Consider the following 5,470-nt stretch of genomic DNA (forward strand, 5'->3'; position numbering starts at 1 on the left):
GGCTCCGCCGCGGTGCCGTCCGCGGACGTCTCGGCCTCGGCAACCGGAGCGGACGACCCGGCGACGGGCGACGGCGCGGCGGACAGCACCGTCGCGGCGGCCGAAGCCCTCCGGGTCGAAGTCGGCACCACCGCCGACGGCGTACCGACCGGTGGCGTACCGACCGGCGGCGTCGCAGCAGACGGCGTCGCGACCGGCGGACGCGTGGTCGCGGGCGCGGGCACGGGCGCGGGCACGGTCGGCGTGACCGTCGCGGGCGCCACCTGCCGCGCCGGCACCCCGGGCGGCGCCGGCTCCGGCGCGACGGGCACCGGCGGCAACGGGCTCGGCACGTCCACCGACTGGTCCGCCGTCGGAGCGGCGGGCGCCACCGGCACCACGACCGGCAGCACCTCCGACGGCACTGGCAGCGTCAACGCGGGCTCGGCCGAGACGTCCACGGCGGACGGCACGCCGGAGGGAGACGGGCTCACCGGTGCCGTCGGCGACGCGGAGGGCACGGGCGTGGGCGTGGGCGTGGGTGTGGGCTCAGGCGTCGGGCTGGCGGCCACACCGCCCTGGTCGACCACCGGCGGCACCACGACCGGGAGGAGCTCGGGCGGCACCGGCGCGGTCACCTCGGGCTCCACCGGGGGCGAGACCGACGGAACAGCGCTCGACGGCAGGCCGGAGGCGGACCCGGAAGCGGAGGCGGAGGGCGAGGCCGAGACGCCGGGGCCCGCAGTCGCACCGCCCGACGGCGCACCGGACGCGGAGGCCGACACCGACGGACTCGGGCTCGGGCTCGAACTCGGGCTCGAACTCGGGCTCGCAGCGCCCTGATCGCCCGTCGTCGGCGGCAGGACCGGCACCACGATCGGCACCACCTCCGGCGGCACCGGCACGGTCACCTCCGGCTCCCCCGAAGCAGCAGCGCTCGACGGCGCCGCAGACCCGGAAGCCGACACGCTCGGGCTCGCACTCACGTCAACACCCGGGCTCGCGCTCGGACCGCTCTGGTCGACCACCGGCGGCACCACGACCGGCAGCACCTCCGGCGGCACGGGCGCGGTCACCTCCGGCACCCCGGAAGCGGCAGCGCTCGACGGCGCCGCAGACCCGGAAGCCGACACGCTCGGGCTCGCACTCACGTCAACACTCGGGCCCGCACTCGCACTTGCACTCGCACTGGTGTCAACGCTCGGGCTCGCGCTCGGACTGGCACTGGCGCTCGGGCTGGCACTGGCGCTCGGGCTCGGGCTCGCGCTGGCACTCGCGCTCCCCGTACCGCCCGCCGTCGCGGCGACGCGGACCGGCACCGGCTCGCCCGGGGTGCCGTTGCCCGCGGGGTCGGTCGCGGTGGGGAGGAGGGTGAGGTCACCGGAGGCGAGGTCGCGGGTGGGGGTGCAGGACCAGGTGCCGTCGGGGGCGGTGACGGCGCTGCAGACGGTGGTGCGTTCGTCGCCGTGGCCGGTGGCGGCGGTGACGGTGACGGTGGTGCCGGGCTCGGCGCGGCCGGTGAGCTTGGGGCGGGCGGTGTGCAGGAGTTCGCCGCCGCCGGGGGCGGTGAGCTGCGGGCGGTCGGGGGCGGCGGTGTCGACGGCGAGGGCGACCGGCTTGCCGTCCGAGCGGTTGCCCGCGCCGTCGGCGGCGTGCGGGGTGAGCTGGTAGCGGCCGTCGGCGAGGTTCTCGACCGGCAGGCAGGACCAGGTGCCGTCGGCGGCGACCGCGGTGGAGCAGATTTCGCCGCCGCTGCGGTCGGGGGCGTCCGCGGTGACGGTGACGGTGGAGCCGGGTTCGCCGAGGCCGGTGAGCAGCAGGCCGGGGTCGTTGGTGTAGGCGGGCAGGGTGAGCACGGGGGCGGTGGGGGGCGTGGTCCTGACGGTCAGTCGGAACTCGTCACCGTGCAGCACCATGCCGCTGCGGGTGGTCTCCACCGGGGCGAGGGTGTGGGTGCCCTCGTCCAGGGCCCGGTCGGGGCGGCAGTTCCACGAGCCGTCGTTGCCGGCCTTGGCGGTGCACAGGGTGGTGCCGTTCTCCTGGACGGCGATGCTCGCCCCGGCGACCGCGCCGTCGCCGCGGAACTCGGGGCGGGTCTCCCGGGTGGTGGTGCCGGGGACGGGGAGGCCGACCTGGGGCTTGGCGGCGCCGATCGAGATGCCGACCTTCTGGTCGACGACCTGCCCGGAGTCGGCGAAACCGCCGGGGGCGACGAGTTGGGAGCCGTTGCGGGCCAGCCGCAGCCGGACCCAGGTGTCGCCGGCGGCGGCCCCGGCCGGGACCTGCCACTCCAGGGCGGCGTGGTCCGCACCGGCGGGGACGTCGGCCTGGACCCGCTCCAGCGGGTCGAAGCGGCCGTTGTGGTCGAAGTCGATCCAGCCGGCCAGGACGGCGGGGGCGCCGCCCGCGGCCACCGGCACGTCCAGGTGGTAGTAGCGGCCGACGGCGGCCTCGGTGGGGAAGGCCAGCGTCGGGTCGGCGCCCTGGTACTCGGCGCGGCCGGGCTGGAGCAGCGGCGGGGGCGGGCTGGCCCAGGGGCTGCGGCGGCCCTCCCCGCCGTCGACCTCCACGCTGGGGGCGACCGGGCCGGCGTCGGGGGCCGGCGGGGGCGGGCTCGCGGGCGGGCCGGGTTGCAGCGGCTGCTCGACGGACTGGGCGAGGCCGGGGCGGGCCCGGGTCGCCGAGGTGGTGGCGTCCTGCCCGAGGAACAGGTCGGAGACCAGGTGGGAGACGTTCCCGTACTCCTGCGGGGCGCTGCCGAGGCCCTCGTCGAGGGTGACGGTGTACGCCTGGCGGAGCGGGGCGGGCGGGGTGGTGGAGCCGTTCTCGGCGGTGGAGCGCTGCTCGACGCGCAGCGACACGGTGGAGACGGTGCCGGCCAGTTCGAGCGTGCCGGAGCCGTCGGCCGGGCCGGCGGGGGCGGTGTCGGCGGGGGCGAGTTCGCCGGAGCCGACCGTCCAGCCGTGCCAGCCGGTGCGGCCGACCAGGGCGGGGGCGGCGGGGCTGCCGCCGGTGACGGTCAGCCGGGTGCCGGTGGTGGTGCTGCCGTCCTTCGAAGTGGCGGTGCCGACCAGGCCGCTGACGTGCAGTCGGGGGTTGCGGACGGGGCGGGAGAAGGAGAGCTGGAGGGTGCCGAGGGTGTGCCAGGAGCCGTCGGCGCGGGGGCGGCGCTCGGCGGCCAGGAAGGTCTCGGCGGGGTCGCCGGGGCGGATGCCGTCGGTGTAGGGGCTGCCGCTGCCGCCGGGGAGGTCGGCGAGCCTGCCGGGGGCGGTGTCGACGCCCACCCCGGGGACGGCCGCGTAGTCGAACTGGACGGCGAGGCCGGAGGGCAGCACGGCGCGGCGCTCGGCGGACCAGGCGTCCGGGCTCTGCTGGGCGGCGGTCGGCGGCGCGAGGGCGCCGGTGAGCAGGCCGGTGGCGATCAGGACGGCGGTGCGTCGGCCGATCCTGGGCCGCGGCCGGTCGCGGTCGGCCGGGCGGGCGTCGGGGGCCGGGGCCCGGTGGGGGAACTGTCGGCACATCCGGCTCTCCTCTCGGTGTCGTCGGCCGCCGTGATCGCGGTCCGACCGCCATGCACCCGAATGCTCATGACGATCCGACAAAAGGGAATCACGATCTGGTTTCGGTCATACCGCGACACCTGGTCATTTCATCTGATACCACCCGATTGGTGGCCACTCGGTCGGCAGCATCGGGATACCCGCCCGACTCACCGTCAACTCCCGTGAACAGGCATCAATCGGGTGGTACCGCCCAGTTGTTGACCATTGGTCACACCGCCCTGTTCGAATTGGTGGGTTTATCAGTAGAGTCGGCGGGCGTGACGATTGATCCCACTCTCATCAAGAGCAGCTTCGCCGCCGTCGAGCCCCACGGCAGCGAGGTCACCGCCTACTTCTACGCACACCTGTTCGAGCACAATCCGGGCGTGCGCAAGCTCTTCGCCGAGCACATGAACGAGCAGCAGGACCGCCTCTGGGCCGCCATCGGCACCCTGGTCAACAAGCTCGAGGACACCGACACCGTGGTGAACGTGCTCCAGGGCCTCGGCCGCCGGCACGCCGGGTACGGCGCCCTCCCCGAGCACTTCCCCGCCGTCGGGGCCAGCCTGCTCGCCTCCCTCGCGCACTTCGCGGGCGACGCCTGGACCCCGGAGATCGAAGCGGCGTGGACGGCGCTCTACGGCGTCATCACGGATGTCATGAGCGCGGCAATGACCGAAGAAACCGCGGGCTGAGAGCCCCCCGGTGCCCTTCGACCCCGCGGTCATCCGCGCCAGCTTCGCCGTCGTCGAGCGCCGCGCCGATCAGCTGACCAAGTTCTTCTACGCCCACCTGTTCACCAACAACCCCGGCGTCGAAGAGCTCTTCCCGGCCAGGCTCGCCGAACAGCGCGACCGCCTGTTCGCCGCGCTCACCCAGCTCGTGGTGCGCCTGGAGGAGCCGGAGGAGCTCACCGGCTACCTGGCGGCGCTCGGGCGCGACCACCGGAAGTTCCGGGCCGCGCCCGAGCACTACCCCGCCGTCGGCGCCAGCCTGATCGCCGCGCTCAAGCACTTCTCCGGCCACTACTGGACCCCGGAGATCGAGCAGGCGTGGCTGGAGGCGTACACCGTCATCTCGCAGGCCATGATCGACGCCGCCGCGGCCGTCCCCGAGTCCACCCCCCGCTGGTGGGACGCCGAGATCGTCGGCCACCACCGCGCCGCCCCCGACCTCGCGGTGCTCACCCTGCGGCCCGACCGGCCGTACCCGTTCACCGCGGGCCAGTACCTGACGGTCTGCTCCGACCGGCGCCCGCAGGTCTGGCGGCCCTACTCGGTCGCCTGCGCACCCCGTCCCGACCACACCCTGGAACTGCACGTCCGCCGGGTCCCCGACGGGCTGCTGTCCACCGCGCTGGTCGACGAGGCCGGGCGCGGCGAGCGCGTCCGGCTCGGGCCGCCGCTCGGCGAGGCCGTGCTCGCCCCGGACTCCGGGCAACCGCTGCTGATGGTCGCCGCCGGTACCGGCTGGGCCCCGGTCAAGGCCCTGCTGGAACAGCTCGCCCGGGACGGCGGACGGCCCGCCACGGTCTTCGTCGCCGCCCGCGGGGACGAGGACCAGTACGACCTCGACTCCGTGCACGGCCTGGTCAAGGAGCACGCCTGGCTGCACGCCGTGCTCTCCGCACCCGAACGCGGCGCCTCCCGCAGCGAGGCCGCCCGGCTGCTGCGCGAGGGGCTGGAGGGGTACGGGGACTGCTCCGGCCACGACGTCCACCTGGCCGGGCCGCCCGACCTCGTCCCCGCCGTCCGCGCCCAACTCCTGCGGCAGGGGGCCGAGTCCGAGCACGTCCGGCACGACCCCGTCACGGCCACCTTCAACCGCAGCCGCCCGCTCACCCCCGCGGAGTGGTTCCTGGAGGAACGCGACGTGCCGTGGATCAACCGGACCGAACTCGGCTGACGCCGGCCCTGCCGCCCCCCGACCACCACAACGGGGGGCGGCAG

At 75.7% G+C, this 5,470-nt stretch carries 3 protein-coding genes; 2 read left to right on the forward strand and 1 reads right to left on the reverse strand.

Features of this window, described 5'->3' with window-relative positions; all coding sequences use genetic code 11:
- The coding region (locus ACFUEL_RS34150; RefSeq protein ID WP_380241209.1) for an Ig-like domain-containing protein at positions 1-3,500 on the reverse strand (3,500 nt) is incomplete at its 3' end.
- 299 nt (positions 3,501-3,799) lie between these two features.
- Here ACFUEL_RS34150 and ACFUEL_RS34155 point away from each other — a divergent pair.
- Together ACFUEL_RS34155 and ACFUEL_RS34160 are read left to right on the forward strand one after the other, a co-directional pair.
- Positions 3,800-4,216 (forward strand): globin domain-containing protein, encoded by a 417-nt coding sequence (locus ACFUEL_RS34155; RefSeq protein WP_380241211.1) that lies wholly within the window; start codon positions 3,800-3,802, stop codon positions 4,214-4,216.
- Positions 4,217-4,226: 10 nt separating this feature from the next.
- Positions 4,227-5,426: a globin domain-containing protein gene (locus tag ACFUEL_RS34160; protein WP_380241213.1), complete on the forward strand. Its 1,200-nt coding sequence runs from the start codon at positions 4,227-4,229 to the stop codon at positions 5,424-5,426.
- The last annotated feature ends 44 nt before the right edge of the window (positions 5,427-5,470 follow it).

Origin of the sequence: Kitasatospora sp. NPDC057198, assembly GCF_042670125.1 — a bacterium.
Taxonomy (GTDB): Bacteria; Actinomycetota; Actinomycetes; order Streptomycetales; family Streptomycetaceae; genus Kitasatospora.